At 71.0% G+C, this 18039-nt stretch carries 20 protein-coding genes; 9 read left to right on the top strand and 11 right to left on the bottom strand.

Translation table 11 applies throughout. The features are described from left to right. Positions 1-11: 11 nt before the first annotated feature. On the bottom strand, positions 12-1043 hold the full coding sequence (gene fbaA / locus ABD143_RS06695) for a class II fructose-bisphosphate aldolase (protein WP_343972718.1): 1032 nt from the start codon (positions 1041-1043) through the stop codon (positions 12-14). Between the two features lie 183 nt (positions 1044-1226). On the opposite strand from fbaA, the gene ABD143_RS06690 reads away from it, so the two are divergent. From ABD143_RS06690 to ABD143_RS06680, 3 genes are read left to right on the top strand one after another with little or no spacing between them, the layout of a single operon-like run. After that, positions 1227-1805, top strand: a complete 579-nt coding sequence (locus ABD143_RS06690) for a SigE family RNA polymerase sigma factor (RefSeq protein WP_343972715.1) — start codon at positions 1227-1229, stop codon at positions 1803-1805. Between the two features lie 54 nt (positions 1806-1859). Beyond that, positions 1860-2111, top strand: coding sequence for a hypothetical protein (locus ABD143_RS06685; protein ID WP_343972712.1), 252 nt, complete (start codon positions 1860-1862; stop codon positions 2109-2111). A 28-nt stretch (positions 2112-2139) separates the two neighbouring features. Beyond that, positions 2140-2784 carry a DedA family protein gene (locus ABD143_RS06680; protein ID WP_343972709.1) on the top strand — a complete coding sequence of 215 codons (645 nt, stop codon included), beginning with the start codon at positions 2140-2142 and terminating at the stop codon, positions 2782-2784. A 17-nt stretch (positions 2785-2801) separates the two neighbouring features. On the opposite strand, the gene ABD143_RS06675 is transcribed toward ABD143_RS06680, so the two are convergent. Then, complete coding sequence (locus tag ABD143_RS06675; RefSeq protein ID WP_343972706.1) at positions 2802-3878, bottom strand: glycoside hydrolase family 76 protein; 1077 nt, start codon at positions 3876-3878, stop codon at positions 2802-2804. 79 nt (positions 3879-3957) lie between these two features. On the opposite strand from ABD143_RS06675, the gene ABD143_RS06670 reads away from it, so the two are divergent. Both ABD143_RS06670 and ABD143_RS06665 read left to right on the top strand, forming a co-directional pair. After that, a complete protein-coding gene (locus ABD143_RS06670) occupies positions 3958-4929 on the top strand; it encodes a GlxA family transcriptional regulator (RefSeq protein WP_343972703.1) in 972 nt (323 codons plus the stop codon). 14 nt (positions 4930-4943) lie between these two features. After that, positions 4944-5582 (top strand): DJ-1/PfpI family protein, encoded by a 639-nt coding sequence (locus tag ABD143_RS06665; protein WP_343972700.1) that lies wholly within the window; start codon positions 4944-4946, stop codon positions 5580-5582. A 7-nt stretch (positions 5583-5589) separates the two neighbouring features. On the opposite strand, the gene ABD143_RS06660 is transcribed toward ABD143_RS06665, so the two are convergent. The 3 genes from ABD143_RS06660 to ABD143_RS06650 all read right to left on the bottom strand — a co-directional run bounded on the left by ABD143_RS06660 (position 5590) and on the right by ABD143_RS06650 (position 6990). Beyond that, positions 5590-6012, bottom strand: coding sequence for an NUDIX domain-containing protein (locus tag ABD143_RS06660; RefSeq protein ID WP_343972697.1), 423 nt, complete (start codon positions 6010-6012; stop codon positions 5590-5592). Next, positions 6012-6692: an HAD family hydrolase gene (locus ABD143_RS06655; RefSeq protein ID WP_343972694.1), complete on the bottom strand. Its 681-nt coding sequence runs from the start codon at positions 6690-6692 to the stop codon at positions 6012-6014. Before ABD143_RS06655 ends, ABD143_RS06660 begins: the two co-directional genes overlap by 1 nt. Before the next feature lie 97 nt (positions 6693-6789). Beyond that, positions 6790-6990, bottom strand: a complete 201-nt coding sequence (locus ABD143_RS06650; RefSeq protein WP_343972691.1) for a MerR family transcriptional regulator — start codon at positions 6988-6990, stop codon at positions 6790-6792. Positions 6991-7608: 618 nt separating this feature from the next. Between ABD143_RS06650 and ABD143_RS06645 the strand changes: the two genes are divergently transcribed. Then, positions 7609-8052: a DUF4262 domain-containing protein gene (locus tag ABD143_RS06645; protein WP_343972688.1), complete on the top strand. Its 444-nt coding sequence runs from the start codon at positions 7609-7611 to the stop codon at positions 8050-8052. A gap of 20 nt (positions 8053-8072) precedes the next feature. Here ABD143_RS06645 and ABD143_RS06640 read toward each other — a convergent pair whose 3' ends face one another. The 3 genes from ABD143_RS06640 to ABD143_RS06630 are packed head-to-tail and all read right to left on the bottom strand — an operon-like array spanning position 8073 to position 11919. Continuing rightward, positions 8073-8756, bottom strand: a complete 684-nt coding sequence (locus tag ABD143_RS06640) for a TrmH family RNA methyltransferase (RefSeq protein ID WP_343972685.1) — start codon at positions 8754-8756, stop codon at positions 8073-8075. A gap of 59 nt (positions 8757-8815) precedes the next feature. Further along, on the bottom strand, positions 8816-11239 hold the full coding sequence (locus ABD143_RS06635; protein ID WP_343972682.1) for an AAA family ATPase: 2424 nt from the start codon (positions 11237-11239) through the stop codon (positions 8816-8818). Beyond that, on the bottom strand, positions 11236-11919 hold the full coding sequence (locus tag ABD143_RS06630; RefSeq protein ID WP_343972679.1) for a hypothetical protein: 684 nt from the start codon (positions 11917-11919) through the stop codon (positions 11236-11238). The genes ABD143_RS06635 and ABD143_RS06630 overlap by 4 nt, the downstream gene beginning before the upstream one ends. Positions 11920-12290: 371 nt before the next feature. Between ABD143_RS06630 and ABD143_RS06625 the strand changes: the two genes are divergently transcribed. From ABD143_RS06625 to ABD143_RS06615, 3 genes are all read left to right on the top strand, one after another. Further along, positions 12291-13631: a ferredoxin reductase family protein gene (locus ABD143_RS06625; protein WP_343972676.1), complete on the top strand. Its 1341-nt coding sequence runs from the start codon at positions 12291-12293 to the stop codon at positions 13629-13631. A 13-nt stretch (positions 13632-13644) separates the two neighbouring features. After that, the gene (locus ABD143_RS06620; RefSeq protein WP_343972673.1) at positions 13645-14751 is read left to right on the top strand and encodes a DUF4142 domain-containing protein; all 1107 of its coding nucleotides are present in this window, start codon (positions 13645-13647) and stop codon (positions 14749-14751) included. Between the two features lie 113 nt (positions 14752-14864). Further along, the gene (locus tag ABD143_RS06615; protein ID WP_343972670.1) at positions 14865-15878 is read left to right on the top strand and encodes a hypothetical protein; all 1014 of its coding nucleotides are present in this window, start codon (positions 14865-14867) and stop codon (positions 15876-15878) included. 33 nt (positions 15879-15911) lie between these two features. Here the strand turns inward: ABD143_RS06615 and pyrE are convergent, their stop codons facing one another. Genes pyrE through ABD143_RS06600 form a run of 3 tightly spaced genes read right to left on the bottom strand, consistent with a single transcriptional unit; the run spans position 15912 to position 17971 of the window. Then, positions 15912-16481: an orotate phosphoribosyltransferase gene (gene pyrE / locus ABD143_RS06610; protein ID WP_343972667.1), complete on the bottom strand. Its 570-nt coding sequence runs from the start codon at positions 16479-16481 to the stop codon at positions 15912-15914. Beyond that, complete coding sequence (locus ABD143_RS06605) at positions 16478-17248, bottom strand: SDR family NAD(P)-dependent oxidoreductase (protein WP_343972664.1); 771 nt, start codon at positions 17246-17248, stop codon at positions 16478-16480. Before ABD143_RS06605 ends, pyrE begins: the two co-directional genes overlap by 4 nt. A gap of 57 nt (positions 17249-17305) precedes the next feature. After that, positions 17306-17971 (bottom strand): type III secretion system chaperone family protein, encoded by a 666-nt coding sequence (locus ABD143_RS06600; protein WP_343972661.1) that lies wholly within the window; start codon positions 17969-17971, stop codon positions 17306-17308. Positions 17972-18039 lie beyond the last annotated feature (68 nt).

Genomic DNA, 18039 nt, shown 5'->3' with positions numbered 1-18039 from the left:
TCCCGCGACCGTCAGTGGAGCGAGGTGCCCGTGGACTTGAGGTTCGCGCATGCCTCGGTGACCCGGGTGCCCATAGCGGTCTCCGCCACCTTCATGTACGTGCGCGGATCGTAGGCCTTCTTGTCGCCGACCTCGCCGTCGATCTTCAGCACGCCGTCGTAGTTCTTGAACATGTGGTCGGCGACGGGCCGGGTGAAGGCGTACTGCGTGTCGGTGTCGATGTTCATCTTCACCACGCCGTAGCTCAGCGCTTCGTGGATCTCCTCGAGCAGCGAGCCCGAACCGCCGTGGAAGACCAGGTCGAGGGGCTTCGAGCCCTCCGGCAGGCCGAGCTTGCGCGCGGCGACCTCCTGGCCCAGCTTGAGGATCTCCGGGCGGAGCTTCACGTTGCCCGGCTTGTACACCCCGTGGACGTTGCCGAACGTCGCGGCGAGCAGGTAGCGGCCCTTCTCGCCGCCGCCCAGCGCCTCGATCGTGGCCTCGAAGTCCTCGGCGGTGGTGTAGAGCTTCTCGTTGATCTCGTTGGCGACGCCGTCCTCCTCGCCGCCGACGACGCCGATCTCGACCTCGAGGATGATCTTCGCCTTGACGGCGTGGTCCAGCAGTTCGGCCGCGATGCGCAGGTTCTCGTGCAGCTCGGTGGCCGACCCGTCCCACATGTGCGACTGGAAGAGCGGGTTCTCGCCGCGGGCGACGCGCTCGTGGCTGATCGCGATCAGCGGCCGGACGTAGGTGTCCAGCTTGTCCTTCGGGCAGTGGTCGGTGTGCAGCGCGATGTTGACCGGGTACTTCGCGGCGACGACGTGCGCGAACTCCGCGAGGGCCACCGCGCCGGTGACCATGTCCTTGACCTTCGTCCCCGACAGGAACTCCGCCCCGCCGGTCGAGACCTGGACGAGGCCGTCGCTGTCGGCCTCCGCGAACCCTCTCAGCGCAGCGTTGAGGGTCGCGCTGCTCGTGACGTTGATTGCCGGGTAGGCATAGCCCTCGCTCTTGGCCTTGTCCAGCATCTCGTTGTACTTCTCGGGGGTGGCGATCGGCACGACTGGGCCCTCCTCGACGTCCGCGTCCTCTAGCGATGCAGCAGTATCCCGCACCGCGACGCCCGACGCCCCCGGCGGCAAACGCCGATCGCGGCGTCGCGCCGGCCGGAGTCCTGCCAGGAAGCATCTGGATCACCAAGCCCATCGGCAGAGAGCCACGGGACAACGCCTAAGCTCCACCACATGGTGGACGGCGCTGGGGAGAACGCCGTCGAGGCGACGCTCTCGCGACTGCGGCGCCTCGACGCGCGACCCGAGCCTGAACCGGTCCCCGGAGCACCGCTCACGCTGTCGGACCTCTACCGCGACCACCGCATGCGGATGGTTCGCCTCGCCGTCCTGCTCGTGGACGACCCGAGCACCGCCGAGGACGTCGTGCAGGAGGCGTTCACCGGCCTGCACCGGCACTGGGCGAGCCTGCGCGACGAGGCCGCCGCCGTCGGCTACCTGCGTACGGCCGTCGTCAACGGCTCGCGCTCGGTGCTCCGGCGCAGGCGCACGGCCCGTGACTACGTGCCTCCGCACCAGGTCAATGCGCGGTCGGCCGAGTCGCTCGCGATGTTGTCGGCCGAGCATCAGGCCGTCGTCGATGCGCTGGGCACGCTCCCGCGGCGGCAGCGCGAGGTGCTCGTGCTGCGCTACTACGGCGGGCTGTCCGAGGCCGAGATCGCCGAAGCCACCGGGATCAGCCGAGGCACCGTGAAGTCGACGGCCAGCAGAGCACTGGACGCCGTCGCGCGGGTGATGGGTTCGCGCGCCTGACCCGGGTTCGCAGCCCGAGGGGTGGGTAAGCGCCGCGTGCGGCACGATGTCCCTGTGAGCACCAGCGACGAGTCCGAGCGCCGGGTCGCCGAGGCGCTGCGGGCGCGTGCGGCGGGCGCCCCAGGGATGCCGAGCCCACTGATGGCCGGCCCCGGTCCCTCCCGGCCCCTGCCCCGCCAGGCGCCGCATTCCGGCACGAGCATCCGCACGGCGCTGCTGATCGCTCTGCTCGGGGGCGCCGTGCTCGGCAGCGCACTCGCACTGCTGTCGCTCCTGGCGCCAGGAGTGCTACCCGCGCTCGGATGACCTCCGCCGCCCGGTAGCGTCTCGGCCCGTGACGACGCTCGCTCTCGGTCCCGAGTGGCTCCAGCCCGACGCGATCATCGCGTGGCTCGGGCCATGGGCGGTGGTCGGGCTCGCCCTGATCGTGTTCGCGGAATGCGGGCTGCTGCTCGGCTTCTTCCTCCCCGGCGACTCGCTGCTGTTCACGGCAGGTCTGTTCGTCGCGCAGGGCGCGATCCACCTGCCGCTCTGGCTGGTCTGCGTGATCCTCGCGGTGGCCGCCTTCGCCGGAAACGCAGCCGGCTACTGGATCGGGAGAGCGGCCGGGCCCGCCATCTTCGACAAGCCGAAGTCCCGGCTGTTCAAGCCGGAGCACGTGCTCAAGACGCAGGGCTTCTTCGACAAGTACGGCAACCGCGCGATCGTCATGGCCCGGTTCGTCCCCATCGTCCGGACGTTCATCACCGTGATGGCCGGCGTGGGCAGGATGGAACCCAAGCGTTACTTCACCTACTCGGTCATCGGCGGGGTGGCGTGGGCGGCCGGGGTGACGCTGCTCGGGTTCTGGCTCGGCCAGTTCGAGTTCGTTCGCAACAACATCGAGCTGATGCTCATTCTGATCGTCGGGCTGTCGGTGCTGCCGATCATCATCGAGATCGTCCGGGCGCGCCGGACGCCGGGCGCGCACGCCGCCTAGGCGCTCCTAGAACACCCTTACCGGTGTCGGTTCGCGCCCTGCAGGCGGGCCGCGGCCTCCATCAGCATCCAGCCTCCGAGCTGCACCGACAGGTCGGCCTCCGGCAGCCCCGCCCGGGGCTCGGGCGCCAGGTCGCGCCACTCGGCCGAGAACACCGGCCCGCCTGCGATCTCGGCCCGGCCCTTCCACGCCGCGTCCGCGTTGGCGAACACCAGCTGTGAGGCGGGAGCGGCCAACTCGGGCACGCGTAGCGCGGCGTCGGCGAGATAGCGGGCGGTGATGCCGGCGAAGAGCCCGCCGTCCCCGCCACCCGAGCCGGGCAGCACCCCGTCGGGTCCGGCGAGACGCTGCATCACCGCGTCGACGAGCGAGATCGCCCGGTCCGTCCAGCGCTGGTGCCCGTCGCGCGCGGCCAGCTCCACACACGCGCCGAGGTGCACGCCCTGGCAGTAGGTGTAGATGTACGGCTCGACGGCCCGGACCGTCCCGTCCGGGGCGATGCGCACGCCGTCGCGGATCAGCCCTGAGTCCGGGTCCACCAGCGTCTCGGCCACCCAGTCGGTGATCGCCGCGGCGAAGCCGACCTGCCCGTCGCGCGCGACGAGGATGGCCGCCGGGCCGTTCGCGGGGGCGTTCTTGAAGTCGTCGTCGCGGCGCCACCAGAGCCCACCACCGCCGCCCTCCGTCCAGCCCTCGTGCAGGCGGGTGGTGATGGCGGCCAGCGCCGACGGGCCCGACCGGCCGGCGAGCGTGCCCGCCCGCTGCACGGCGAGGCCGAGCCACGCGATGTCGTCGTAGTAGCGGTTGAGCCACGAACCTGCGTTGCGCAGCCGGACGGTGCGGGCGAGCGCCGCGATCCCGGATGCCTTGTGCCGCTCGGGACGCCGCAGCTGGGCGTCCAGCAGGCAGTCGAGCAGGTGCGCCTGCCACCAGTAGTGCCAGGGGAACGGAGCCGATGGCACGCGGCGCGGCCAGTGCACCCTTCCGATCCGGGTGCCGGGCACGACCCCGCCGACGCGCCGCAGGTGCCTACGGAGGACCGCCCGTTCGGCGATGCCCGCCCGTTCCGACCAGTCGACGTCCGCGGCAGCCACCCAGCCAGTCTGCCTGATGGCCTAAAACGAGGGCTCCCCGTCGTTGACGCCATTCCGGCCCACCAGCACTGTGAAAGTCGTGCACGAGGTCCTGATTCCGCTGTTCGAGGGCGTGCAGCCACTCGACGTCACCGGCCCGCACGAGGTGCTGGCGGGCGCCACGCACCTTCTCGGCATGGCCGACGGCAGGCCCGGCTACCGTCTGTCGCTGGTGGCGGCGCAGCCCGGTCCGGTGCGCGCAGAGAGCGGGCTCGGGCTCGTCGCCGACAGGCCGCTGCCCGAGTCGGGGCCGATCGGCACCTTGCTGGTGCCCGGTGGGTTCGGGACCCGCGCCATGGCGTCGGACGAGGTCTTCCTCGCGTGGCTGCGACGGGCCGCCGACCGCGCGGACCGGGTGGTGTCGGTGTGCACGGGCGCGCTGCTGCTGGCCGCTGCCGGCATCCTCGACGGGCTGTCGGCCACCACCCACTGGCGCTACGCGCCCGTGCTCGCCCGCCACTTCCCGGCCGTCGACGTCCAGACCGACGCGATCTACCTGCGCCAGGGCCGTATCTGGACGTCCGCGGGCGTGACCGCTGGAATCGACGTGGCGCTGGCGCTCGTGGAGGACGACCACGGCGCCGAGGTGGCGCAGCAGATCGCCAGGGAACTCGTGGTGTTCCTGCGGAGGCCGGGCGGCCAGAGCCAGTTCGCCGGGCCCGTGTGGTCCCCGCCTGCCAAGAACCCGTCGGTCCGCTCAGCGCAGGACCTCATCCACGGCGACCCGGCCGCCGATCTGCGGGTGCCGGTGCTCGCCGCCCGCGTCGGGATGAGCGAGCGGCATTTCAGCCGGGAGTTCACGAAGGCGCTCGGCCGCCCGCCAGGCGACTACGTCGAGCAGGTGCGCGTCGACACCGCCCGGCGCGTGCTCGAGTCCGAGCCCGTGCTCGTCACCGTCGCGGCGGCCCGAGCGGGTTTCGGGTCGGCCGAGACGATGCGCCGGGCGTTCCTGCGCCGTCTCGGGGTTGCGCCCGACCAGTACCGGCGGCGCTTCGCCGTCACCCCCAACTAGAAGAGGACGCTGCCGTGCAGGTCGCCATTGCCCTGTTTCCCCGCCTGACCGCGCTCGACGCGATCGGGCCCTATGAGGTGCTGCAGCGCGTCCCCGCGCTGGACGTGGTGTTCGTCGGAGAGCAACGCGGAGAAGTCCGCACCGAGAACGGCTTCCTCGGCCTCTCGGTGGACGCGACCTTCGACGAGGTGCCCGCCCCCGACGTCGTGCTGATGCCCGGCGGCGACGGGAACCGGGAGCTACTAGACGGCGGGCCGTGCATCGACTGGATCCGGAGCACGTACGCCACCACCCGGTTCACGACGTCGGTCTGCAGCGGTTCCCTCGTGCTCGCGGCCGCCGGGCTGCTCACCGGGCTCACCGCCACCTCGCACTGGGGCGTCCTGCCGTACCTGGAGCAGCTCGGAGCCGTGCCGGTGACGCAGCGGGTGGTGGAGCACCTGCCGGAACGGGTGATCACCGCCGCCGGCGTCTCCGCAGGCATCGACATGGCGATCCGGCTGGTCGAGCTGCTCGTCGACGAGGTGTCCGCGCAAGCGGCGCAAGTCATGATCGAGTACGACCCGCATCCGCCGTTCGACGCCGGGCACCCCAGCAAGGTGAGCTCCGCGGTCATGGACCGGGTCGTCAAGCACGCGGAGGTCAGGGCATGACCTGCTGCTAGCGGCTGCGGAAGAGCTCCAGCGTGGCCGGGAGCTGCGAATGCAACGGGCTGGGCAGGGCGTCGACGGCGAACCAGCCCAACTCGTCGAACTTGTGCGGCTCGCCGATCGCGACTGCCGCCGGATCCACCTCCACGGCGCAGACCACGGCCACCCAGTGCGACACCGGGTCACCGCGCAGGATGTTGCGCACGCCGACCGTCTCCACGCGCAGCGCCTCGGCCGAGTACTCCTCGCGCACCTCCCGGCGCACGGCGTCCGTGAACGACTCGCCGTGCTCGAGCGCGCCCGCCCCGGTGTCCCAGGTGCCCGGCTCGTCCCTGGCGCCCGCGCCCCGGCGGGCGAGCAGCACCTTGCCTTCGGCGTCGTGGCAGACGAACACCACCGACACCGCCGGCGCCACGAGCGGGTCGACGGCCATCAGAAGTGGTCCACCAGCTCGGGGAACGTCTTGAGGTGCAGCACCCGCTCGTCGGTGGGGTCGAGGTCGTCCTCCTCGAGGACCCACGTGTGCGGGCTGGGGATGAACACCGCGCCGAGCCCGGCCGCCCTGGCGGGCAGGATGTCCGACCGCGGCGAGTTGCCGATCATCCAGGTGGCCGACGGCTCGAGGGCCTGCTCGGTGACCAGCTCGCGGTAGGTCGCGGCGCGCTTCTCCGCCACGATGTGCAGGCTCCGGAAGTGGTGGGCCAGGCCGGAGGCGTCGATCTTGCGCTGCTGCTCAGCCTGCTGACCCTTGGTGAGCAGCAGCAGCTCGTGGCGGGTGCCGAGCTGGGTGAGCGTCTCGGCGACGCCGGGCACGAGTTCGACCTCGTGGAAGACGAGCGAGGCGGCCAGTTCCTCGATCTCCCGGGCCTCTGCGGCGGATGCGGGCCGCTCGGACAGCCGCTCGAAACAGTCGTGGAGGCTGCGCAGGAAGCTCGCGCTCCCGTAGCCGTGCACCCCGACGTTGGCCCGCTCCACCTCGTCCAGCACCGCCCGGGTGGCCGCCCGGTCGAGCGTGGGGTGGGCGAGCCAGTCGAGGTAGGCGTCGATCACACGCTCGAAGAGGACGTTGTTCTCCCAGAGCGTGTCGTCGGCATCGAAGATTAGATAAACCATGTCTGACCTGCGACTACTACTCGATGCGACCAGCGATGTCTACGCACAGTAGCCGAGGCTAGTTGCTGATCCGCGACCTGACGACCGACTTTCGCAGCTACTCCTGGTCGGACGAACGCTCCCGCAAGATGCGGAGCTGCGAGCGGAGATCATCGAGATCCCAGAGGTACCGGCCGCCGGGGCTGACCATCGTGGGCGTGACCAACCCGTCCTTGGCCCAGCGGCTCAGCGACCGGGGGTTCAGCCCCAGATCTCGCGCTACCTCGCCCGTGCTCAACAGGCGCTCTGGACCACCCACACCGCGACGATACGTGGCATCTACGTCCTATACCGGTCGCCTGGCATGAGTTGCACCAACTCGACCTATGTCCTATTTGGCGTAAGCTGCATGAGTGACCTGTCCCCTGGGCGTGCGCTGCGAGTCATGCGGAGTCGAGCGCAGAGACCTCTCCGCCAGGACGCTGGTGACCGCTGCCGGTGAGCTATGCCTGACCCTGTGCCCTGGCTGCGCCCGGTCAACGATGGCGCCACCAATCACGGTTGGCACCGCTGCACGACTCGCGGCGCAGCACCGTCAGCACGGGAGCCTCTGATGTCCCGGCCGTGGGATACCCGCGTGGTGTACATCGAGCGTCATCAACGCTGGTGGTGGAACGCCTGGCGCGAGTCCACCGCTACGGAGCTGTACGGGTTCGCTGACTCGCAAGAAGAGGCAGCCCAGGCGATGTACCGGGCGATCGAACAAGCGGGGCCGTCGCCTGCACACGACGTCCCCCACAGCAACTACCCGTAACGAGCAACCCTCAACGATCGAGCGCCGACACGTGCCGTTTCATCTGAATATCCCGCTCCCCGGTCCGTTCTCGCCCCGATTTCCGCCGGGGAAACCGTCGGACCCCGGGCGTAGCTTGCCCCCATGGAGACCCCGGAGCGGTTCACGCACCGACTCGACCAGTACGACGCGTGGCAGCGCGAGACGATCCGGCGCCACGGCTGGGCCCTGCAGGCGGTGCTCGGCGACGAGGACGGGCCGCCGTTCGTCTACACGGTGGGGCTCACCGGCTTCGACCACCCCGAGCTGATCCTCTTCGCGACGACTCAGGCCACGGCGGCGACGGTGCTGAACGACCTCGGGGAACTCGTCCGCGCCGGGCGGCGGCTCCGGCCGGGCGAGCAGATCCGGCTGCGGAGCGGAGGCGTCCACATGCTCACGTTCCCCGAGTCGGCCGAATGGCTCTTCGCGGCCAACGACCTCTACCGGCTGCCCGGCGAGCCGCCGGTGCCCGCCCTGTTGGTGGTGCCGGCCGACGAGCTGGCGCCCTCGCCAGGCGCGGACCTGCCCTGCTTCTTCTGCTCCTGAGCGCGTATGTCGCCTGCTCGTCACCACGCGCCGGCGAGGTCGGCGTGCTGGCGCACCCAGGTGTGCATCGCGATCCCGGCGGCCACTCCAGCGTTGATCGAACGGGTGGAGCCGAACTGCGCGATCGACACCGTCATGGCGGCCGCCGCCCGCGCCTCGCCGGTCACGCCAGGGCCCTCCTGACCGAAGAGCAGCACGCACTCCCGGGGTAGCGCGGCGGTCTCCAGGCGCTGGGCGCCCGGTGTGTTGTCCACGGCCACCACCGCCAGCCCGTGCTCAGCGGCGAACGCGACGAGCCCGGCCACCGTGTCGTGATGGTGCAGCCGCAGGTAGCGGTCGGTCACCATCGCACCGCGGCGGTTCCACCGCCGCCGACCGACGATGTGCACTCCTGCCGCCGCAAAGGCGTTGGCCGTGCGCACCACCGTGCCGATGTTGTGGTCGTGGCCGAAATTCTCGATGGCCACGTGCAACGGGTGCGCGCGGCGCACCAGGTCGGCAGCGACCGCGTCGCGGCGCCAGTATCGGTAGGCGTCCACAACGTTGCGGGCGTCACCGTGCTCGAGGAGCTCGGGATCGTACCGGTCGTCCTCGGGCCATGCCACGGGCCCGCCGGGCCACGGACCGACACCAACCGGCAGACCCGCCGCGGTCCACTCGCTGGGCCCCGCCGGCTCCTCTTCGTCCACGTCGCCCTGCTCCACCAGCGCGATCCTGTCATGGCGGCCTCACCCGCCCAGGTGCCCCGTCGGCGAGAAGCGCGTCAGGGGGGCTCGTGCGGCGTCGCGGCGGCGGTCTCGGAGCCCGTCGGCTCGCGCAGCACCGGCAGGTGCCCGCCTGCCGGCAGCGCCAGCTTCACGGTGGTGTGGCTGCGGTGCGCGCCGGCCGCCGCTGCGTGGTACTCCTCCAGCTTCGCGGCGAACTCCGCGTCGGCGTAGACGGTGCCGTCCACGGTGATGCCGATCCGGCCGTCCAGCACCGCCTCGACATCGTCGCCGGAGAGCGTCTTGTGCGTCTCCAAGGCGTGGGCCACGGCGAGCACCCCGGCCCGGTTGTCGTGCAGGATCGCCTCGGCCTTCGCGAGCAGGTCGGCGAGCTGGTCCTCGATGCGGTCGGCCAGCGCTTTGCGGAGCACGGCCTCGGTGCTCTCGCCTGTCGCCGGGCCCCCGCGGCCGCCGCCGGGGCTGCCCACCTCGAGCCGTCGCGCCGTGGAGTAGGACGACACCGTGGCACCCATGCCCCAGTAGCCCTCCATGAAGGACGCGACCGCCGTGGCCGACTCCAGGTCGCCCGACACGCCGGACGACGAGTCACCGTCGAAGAACATCCGCTCGCCCGCGAGCGACGCGAGCGAGACGAGGATGTCGCTCTCGAACTCCGAGCGCCACCGCGTGAACTGGTCCTCGGGCGGGATGCTCGCGACCATGCCGAGGTAGTCACTGCCCTTCTCGATGGTGGCGAGGTCGATCTCCATGTGCCTGCGGGTGCGGAAGGCCACCACCGCGTGGCACGCCTCGTGGACGGCCACGGCGTGCCGCTCCCGCTCGATGTACTCGACGTCCTCGGGCGGGCCCAGGTCCTTGAGCTGCTTGGCCCGCATCACGTCCTTCCACGTGATGATCTCCCGGCCGTCCCGGATGGCGATGATCAGCGCCTCGTTCACGAGGTCCTTGATCGTGGCGCCCGTGGCGTACGGGGTGATCGTGGCGAGCTTGTCGATCTGCTCGTCGTCCAACTCGTGCGCGACCTTGTCCAAGTAGCCCTGGTAGGTCCGCACGCGCCCGGCCTTGCTGGGGTAGCCGACCCGGTAGATCCGGTCGATGCGGCCCGGACGCAGCAGCGCCTCGTCGAGGGCCTCGGGCATGTTCGTGGCCATCATGACGAGGATGCGGTACTTGGGCGGCGGCTTCGGTCGCATCCCAAGGATCCGCCTGCCGACGCGGTTGATCAGCCCGCGCGGCTTCTTCAGCCCGGAGAGCTCGGTGAGCAGCGCCTGCAGCGTGCCCATGCCTCCACCGCCGCCGCCTGCCATCCCGCCCATGACGAACCGGCTGCGCCGGGTGTCGAGAGGCTCGGCCGGGGCGGTGCCGAGCGCTTCCTTCGCCAGCAGCCAGCGGGTGTCGTCGGACAGGTAGGAAAATCCGTGGCAGCCGCCGGACTGGAACGGCGGGCGGTGACCCAGCCCGCGGCCGCCGCCCGGACCGACCTGCGCGAGCGCGCCGCGGTTGCCGAGCGCGTCGGCCTCGTCGAAGAACACGATCACGCCGCCGTACCGCAGTGCGAGCTTGCGCAGCTTCCGGAACAGGGACTTGACCTTGAGGATGCCGACGCCCATGAACATGTTCGTGAACGCGCCGGGGTCGACGAAGACGTAGGGCTTTCCCGTCTCGCCCGCCACCGCCTCGGCCATCAGGGTCTTGCCGGTGCCCGGCGGCCCCCACAGCAGCAGGCCGCTGGGGACGTAGCCGCCCTTCTTCTCGATCTCGTCGGGGTTCTCGAGGAAGACGATGCTCTCCTTGACCCGCTCGACGACGTGGTCCTGGCCCCAGACGTCCTTGAAACGGGTGGTGATGTCGTCGGGGTAGTAGGTGTCCACCCCGCCGCGCGACAGGAGCCAGAACAGCCCGATGAACTGGAAGGCGATGAAGAAGAACGCGAACAGCAGCTGCAGGATCAGCGGCAGCGCGCCGTAGAGCAGCGCGGGCGCCTGGAACAGCGCGAGGATCGGCGACGTCTGCAGGATCTGCGCCGCCACCAGCGCGAACAGCACCACCAACGCGACGATCTTGATCAACCTGCCGAGCCGGAACCGGGTCCAGTCGGACAAGCGGCGCCGCAGCGCGCGCTCGGTGCCGCCGAACACCCGCTGCGTCCAGAACAGGTGGTAGGCCGACCACCGCTCGCTGATGAAGAAGTGGATCTGCCGCAGGAACTCGGCGCCCGCGAGCCACAGCAGCCACTGCGAGTCGACGAGCTGGATCAGCGCGGCGTCGCCGAACGGCAGGAGCGGGTTGTCTGCCATCGACGCCCAGACGATGATCAGCCAGGCGAGCACGAACAGCAGCAGCAGCCGGAGGCGGTCCCAGATCCCTATCTTCTTGCGCGTGGGACCGGGGGGCGCGTGCGGCGGCTCGTCGGGAGGCGTCAACCCTTCGGGCGCGGGGGACGGGGCGGCCGGCGCTGTCATGGGTTCTCCCGGACCGTGAATGAGGAGACGACGCTCGTGATCTCCTGCTGTCGGTCCGCGTAGCACTGGGTGGAGCAGCGGACGTAGAGCATGAAGAGCTTGCTGGCGTCGTCGTTGACGTAGAGGGTCTGGTCGAAGACCTGGGCCGGGCCGCCCTGGATGCGGTACTGGTACACAGAGTGCACTCCCCGCAGGCCTGCCCCCGGCGTGAGCACCTCGTCGCTCATCAGCGCGAACGCGCTGTAGGGCGACATCGGGTTGGCCGCGGCCCGCTGGCGGCCGGAGTTGGACACCGGGCGGAAGAAGTCACGCAACACGTCGAGCGAGACCTGGCCCCGCAGCTGGGGCGGGACGTCCTGCACCCCGATGAACATGGCCGGCGCCGGCGAGTGCGGACCGAGGATGTGCGCGGTGGACGGGGAGGCGTCGGCGTCGTAGCCGGCGAGCCAGAACCCCTGCGCGCGTGTCGTGGTCGACGGGTCGAGCCCGAGCGCGGCGCCGAGCGCCGCTGTGTCGATCGGCTGCCAGCTGTTGGGAACCCGTAAGTAGGTGCGGTCGTCGGAGTTCGTGACGTACGTGTACGCAGGGCCGCCGCACGCGGTCAGCAGCGCCGTGGCGGCAAGCAGCAGACCCAGCGCGACCCGTCGCAGGCGCCCTGCGGGGTCGGACCTGCAGGCCATCCGACCTCCAGTCGTGATCGAACCGTGACCTACGAGTATGGGGCACGGAGTCGCAATACGGATGGGCCGAACCGGTTGCGAGCAGGTTTCGGATCCACCGGCGGCGCCTACCCGGCCACCCGGCGCGCGACCCTTGCTTGCAGGGCCGCCGAGGCTTGCCCGTCCGGTGGCGGCTCGTCGCCGAGCGGCGGGATCCTGAGGCGGAGGGTGTTGAAACGGGCACAGCCTGAACGCGTTACATGGCGATCGGCGCAAGATGTAACGCGAACGGAGTAATAACGAACCGCTCGCCGCGTCGTTAGTTACTTCCGGCTTACCGGGCTCTCAGTTTGGCAACCTCAACCCTCCACGACCTCCTACCGTCCCTCGCCGTGGAACAGCGGCTGTTGCGTGTGGTGTGGCTGAGCGTGTTCGGGGCGATCGTCGGTGCCCCGTCGCTCGCCTACATCCTCGTGCTGCCGTCACCGACCCTAGCCCCGGACGGGCTGTGGCACCGGCTCTCGGAACAGACCGGCCTGCTCGCGCTCTCGGCACTCGTGTGCACGGCGGTGCTGCCGTCCCGGCTGCGGTCGCTCAACCGGGCCTTCGGCATCGAGTCGGTTGTCGACGTGCACCGGTTCCTCGGCATCGTCACCGCCGCTCTCGTGCTGGCGCACCTCGCCTGCGTGGTCGCCGAAAACCCGGCGAACATCGCGCTGCTGGACATCGTGCGCGCGCCGGCCAGGGCGCAGGCCGCAACGACTGCCACCGTCGCACTGCTCGCGCTCGCCGCGTTGGCGATGCTGGGCCGGCGCGCCGGCCTGAGCTATGAGCTGTGGCGGTGGAGCCACGTCGCCCTCGCGGCCACGGTGCTGCTGTTCGCCGGCCTGCACGTCTGGGGGCTCGGCCAACTGATGGCCGACGCCACCTTCGCCAGCCTGTTCTCGCTGATGGCGCTGCTCGTGCTCGTGGTCTTCGGCTACCGCTGGGCGTGGCGGCCGATGTTCGACCCGTCCACCGAGTTCGTCGTCCGCGGCATCCGCCGCGAGAGCAGGACCGTGAGCACGCTCGTGCTCGAGCCGCTGAGCCGCGGCGGCGACCGGGCCACGACCTGGGCCTTCGCGCCCGGCCAGTTCGCCTGGATCCGACTGGACCGGTCCGTCACCGCCCAGGAGCATCCGTTCACCATCGCCTCCAGTGCCCACCGCGGCACCACCGAGTTCACGATCCGGCACGCCGGCGACTTCACGCGTGCGCTGCGCCGCCTGCCGCCGGGCAGCCGCGTGTGGGTGGACGGCCCCCACGGCGCGTTCACAAATGACTCCGAAGACGCGAGCGGGTTCGTCATGATCGCGGGCGGCGTGGGGGTGACACCCATGATGAGCATGCTGCGCACCGCCGCCCACCGCGGCGACCGCCGCCCCTACCGGCTCGTCGTCGTGGCCAGCGCGCCGGAGGACCTGCTCTTCCGTGCCGAGCTCGCGCATCTGCGGCTCCAGCTCGACCTGGACGTGACCGAGGTGCTGCGCCGGCCCACGAATGGGTGGTCAGGCCACACGGGCGAGATCGGCGTCGAGCTCATGTCCGTCGTTCTCGCCGGAGCAGAACAGCCCGGCCGATACGAGTTCTTCATCTGTGGTCCCCCGTCCCTCGTGTCCGACGCGCTCAGCGTTCTCGATGTCATCGGTGTCGCTCCCCAGCACGTGCACACCGAGCAGTTCGACTTCGCTTAACAGGAAGGCCTTCATGCTCCGCCGTATCCCCCGCCTGCTCCGCCGAGCCGTGATCGTGATGGTGCTGCTGGCCGTCTCCGCGTCGGTCTACCAATCCTGGTCGGCCGGTTCGCCGGGTACCGGCGGCTGGGTGCAGACCGAATTCGGCCCCCTCGGTCCCGCCGACCGGGACCTGCTGGTCAAGGTCCGGCTGGCCGGCCTCTGGGAGGGCCCGACCGGTCAGCAGGCCGAGCAACAGGCCAGCAGCGCAGAAGTCAAGGAAGTCGGCCGCAAGATCTCCACCGAGCACGCGCAGCTGGACGAGATCGTGCGTAATACCGCGAACCAGCTCGGTGTGCTGCTGCCCAGCAGCCCCAACTCGCAGCAAGTGGCCTGGATGAACGAGATCTCGGCCCAGACCGGCTCCGACTACGACCGCGTGTTCGTCCAGCGGCTCCGCGAAGCCCACGGCAACGTGCTGCCGATCATCTCGCAGGTCCGCGCCAGTACCCGCAACGACCTGGTCCGCCAGTTCGCGACCACCGCCGCCGAGTTCGTCACCCGGCACCACCAGTACCTGGAGAGCACCGGGCTCGTGGACTACTCGGCCCTGCCGCAGTCCTCGCCGGGTCTCTTCGGCGGCGGCACCAACCCGCAGGACCTGATCGTCCCCGTGCTGGTCTTCGCGGCCGCCCTCCTCGCCGCCATCGCGCTGTTCTGGGGGCTACGCCAGCGGGGCGCCGGCCGTCGCGACCGGGTCACGATCCCGGACCACGGCCCACTCTCCGGGCTCGCCACCGTGGCCGCGCTCCCAGCTCCGCCCCGCACACCCGGCCTGGCCGTGGACCAGACCGGGCCCATCCCGACGATCACCGACAGCGGACCGCTGAGCACCGTCACCGACACCGGGTCGCACCGGTGGCCCACGGGCGCGACCCGGCGTCGGGCCAACGAGACCGGGTCCTTCGAGGCCGTCTCCAGCATGCGGTCGAGTGTCGCCACCGAGACCGGCCCGCAGCGAGCCGTCACGGACACCGGCCCGCAGCCGACCGTCTCGGACACCGGTTCCCAGCGAGCCGTCTCCGACTCCGGCGCCCACCGCCTCCCGCGCTCCCGCGCTCGCCATTCCATGCGGCGGTAACTCACCACGGACCTCAGCACGACCCGGTGCCGCTCCCCGCAACCGCACCGGGAACCGGCCGGCCGCCCGGCCGCCGGTCCATCCCTAGTCCGATCCCCGAACGGAGCACCCGGATGTCCCCAGAGACCCATCCATCGAGCGCCGACGCCGAACCCCGCGAGGCGTTCGTGCCCCGACGCGGCCCCTTCGCCCGAAAGCTCCTGATCTGTGCCGCGGCCCTCGTCGTGACCGTCGTGCCGGTCGCGTGCAGCAGCGCCTACGCGGACCAGACCGCCGCACAGACCGACCACAGCGGCCACAACGGCCCCCAGAAGCTCTTCCCCGTCGGCGGCGTCGACCTCCCGGGCAACGGCACGAACGGCGGCTCCGGGAAGAGCAACGACAACAACGACAACAACAGCAACGACAGCGATGCCAACGCCGGCGGCAAGAGCAGCGACAACGGCGGCGATAACAAGAGCAACGACAACAACGGCGGCGACTCCGGCAACTCGGGCAGCGGGCCGGACCAGGCTGCCGCCGACAAGAAGGCCGGAAACAACAACGGCGGCGGAGGCGGCGGCGGGAAGGCCGACAACAACGGCCTCGACGTCCTGGGCCGCGACTGCTCGAACAGCAAGCTCCCGCCGCACAACGGGTTCCAGGAGGCGCCGCGTTGCGTCGAGACCGAGTTCGGTGAGGTCGCCTCGGAGGACAAGAGCCCGTCGCTGCTGATCACGAAGTCGCCAGACACCGTCAAGGCGGGCGAGACCTTCACGCTCTCGGTGAGCACCCGCAACCTCGTGCGCGACCGGTTCCTCGGCGCCGCTGCGGGCGGCTACTACCTGGAGAGCTCGTTCCTCAACAAGGACGGCATCCAGCGCGGCCACTTCCACACCGCGTGCCGGATGCTGGACAGCCTCGACACGGCACCCGACGCAGCACCCGACCCCGAGTTCTTCGTGGCCACGCAGGACAACGGCGGCGGCGCCGCACCCGACACCGTGACCGTGACCGTCACGGGGATGCCGCGCGCCGGGACCGCGCAGTGCGCAGTGTGGGCGGGCGACGGCTCGCACCGCGTGCCGATGATGCAGCGGGCGAACCAGACGCCGGCGTTCGACGTCGTGCGGGTCACCGTGAAGTGATACCGGCGGGCCCGGCCGACCTCGGTCTCGGCCTCAGGTGAGGCCGAGGTCGGCCAGTCCGAGCAGTGCGCGGTATTGCAGCCCTTCGGCCTCGATGGCCTCACGAGCACCGGTGTCGCGGTCTACGACCGTGACCACCCCGACGATCTCGGCGTCCGCCTCCCGAGCCGCGCGAACGGCCGTGAGCACCGACGCCCCGGTCGTCGAGGTGTCCTCCACGACCAGGACCCGCCGGCCGGTGATGTCAGGCCCCTCGATCCGCCGCTGCATCCCGTGCTGCTTCGCCGCCTTCCGGACGACGAACGCGTCGATCGGCGGGGTGGCCGGATCCGCTGCCCGCTCCGCGGCGGCCGCGTGCAGCACGGCGCCGGCGACCGGGTCCGCGCCGAGGGTCAGCCCCCCGACAGCGGAGTACTCCCAGTCGGCGGTGAGCACCCGCAGCAGCCGCCCGACCAGCGGCGCGGCCCGGTGCTCAAGCGTGACCCGGCGCAGGTCCACGTAGTAGTCGGCCTCAGCGCCCGACGAGAGCGTGATCCGCTCGTGCACCACCCCGAGCTCGCGGACCAGCGCCGCCAGCTCCTCCCGCTCCGTGTCAGCGGTCACCGACCCCTCCGTTCGGCCGCGACCATCGCCCGCCGCAGAAGCGGCCTGGGCAGCAGTTCGGCCAGCGCGACGAGCGCCTTGTACTGCGGGCTCGGCACCGATACCACCCTTCCCCTCGCCAGATCGGCGAGGCACTCCTCGACGACGCGGTCCGCATCGAGCCAGAACGGTCCGGTTCGCGAGCCCACGTCCATGGCGGCCCGCTCATGGAACTCGGTGCGGACGAAACCGGGGCACAGCACGAGCGCACGCACTCCCGTGTCCACGAGCGACGCGGCGATCGCTTCGGTGAAGGACGTGACCCACGCCTTGTCCGCACCGTAGGTTCCCCGGCCGGGCACGAGGCCAAGCACACTCGACACGTTGATCACCGCCCCGCGGCCGCGGTCGATCATCGCCGGCAACGCCGCACGGGTCAGCCGGAGCACCGCGGTGACGTTGACGTCGAGCTGGCGCTGCAGGCTGGGCGGATCCGACTCGAGGAACGGCTCGCCGAGCGCGAACCCGGCGTTGTTGACCAGCAGGTCGACCGGTGCGGCGTCGGGGTCGGACAGGCGGACGGCCACGCGCTCGCGTTCGTCGGCGACGGACAGGTCGGCGGGGAGCACCTCGACGGCAACCCCGGCCGCGCGGTGTTCGGCGGCGGCCTGCTCCAGCCGCTCCCGGTCGCGGGCGACGAGAACGAGGTCCCGGCGGTCGCGCGCGAGCCGCCTCGCGAATGCGGCGCCGATGCCTGCGGTGGCTCCGGTGATCAGGGCGGTGGGCACGGCGTGACCCTACTGAGCGATCCGATGGGCCGCCGGAGCAACCGCCTCAGTGGTCGTTCAGTGGTCGGTACGGAACCTGGCTGCCTGGCCCTGCTCCAGCGCGGTGGCCACCTCGGCGAGGTCGGCGAGGAGGTCCTGCACCCGCTCGGCCGACGAACCGATGGGCGCCGTCGCGAGCACCCAGGACTCCTCGGCCCACAGCAGCTCGACGTCGTCGCCCACGGCGTCCGCGGCGGCCGCGAGCCGGGGGGTGAGCAGCGGGCGCACAGCTCCGGCATCGGACACGAACGCGTACCGGTCGCCGACCGGCTCCAGAAGGTCGAGCCCGGCGTCGTCGGGCAGGGGAGCCGACGGGAGCCGCAGCTCGACCGCCGCCGGGAGCTGCGCCTGCACCTGGACCGCGACGAGCACGGAGGTCAGACGCCCCGCCTGCTCGTGGTCGAACACGTACGCCATGCGGGGTCCGTCCGGTGTGGGGACGTCGCCGCTGATCAGGTTGCGGGCCACCCCCGGCCCGCCCTGGTGGATCGTGCCGTAGCGCCACCGGCTCGGGAGCACCGGATCGGTGTCCAGGTACTCCCAGCCGCGCAGCGCCGCCCATCGCTTGCGGTCCTTGGCGCCGCCACCGCCACCGCCGCTGCGCCTGTCGGCAAGGAGCAGCACGGCACCGAGGAGCAGTGCGATCACTGCGATGACGAACCACACCGTCGACGAGAGGCCCACGCCGAGCAGCGTAGCCGCGACGGGCCGTGACGAGCGGGAACGCCACGGTGCAACGGGCCTGATCGACG

The sequence above is a fragment of the Pseudonocardia aurantiaca genome (assembly GCF_039526725.1).
GTDB lineage: Bacteria > Actinomycetota > Actinomycetes > Mycobacteriales > Pseudonocardiaceae > Pseudonocardia > Pseudonocardia aurantiaca.
The sequence above is the reverse complement of the archived record's forward strand: the minus strand, read 5'-3'. Positions and strand labels throughout refer to the sequence as shown.